Origin of the sequence: Pelomicrobium sp. G1, from assembly GCF_051905455.1 — a bacterium.
Taxonomy (GTDB): Bacteria; Pseudomonadota; Gammaproteobacteria; order Burkholderiales; family UBA6910; genus Pelomicrobium.
In genome coordinates this window covers 1-264 of record NZ_JBQACR010000385.1, presented here as the reverse complement: position 1 = coordinate 264, position 264 = coordinate 1, and the positions used below count along the sequence as shown (strand labels likewise).

1 protein-coding gene is annotated in these 264 nt (G+C 63.3%); it reads right to left on the bottom strand.

Translation table 11 applies throughout. From position 1 onward, the window contains the following. A partial coding sequence (locus ACTFO6_RS18935; RefSeq protein ID WP_439935895.1) for a DUF190 domain-containing protein occupies positions 1 to 228 on the bottom strand: 228 nt, incomplete at its 3' end. Between the last annotated feature and the right edge of the window lie 36 nt (positions 229 to 264).

Here is a 264-nt window from a genome sequence, read left to right as displayed (position 1 = left end):
TTCCTCGGGCGTGACGATGAACTCTACCTCCACGGTGAGGGTTCCGGCCAGCTCGAAGAAGTGGTTCTCGTGCAGCACGTGGTGCCGTCCGAAGCCGGCCATGGCCCGGAACGCCGAACCGCCGCGGATACCCATCCGGTTGGCTTGCTCCAGCAGCCATTCCCAGAGAAGGGCGTGGCGATGGCGTGCGTTCTCGTGCACGTAGAAGCGGAGGAAAGCCCCTTCCATTGCTTCGGTCTCCTGTCGATGAGGCCTGCTCAAAGC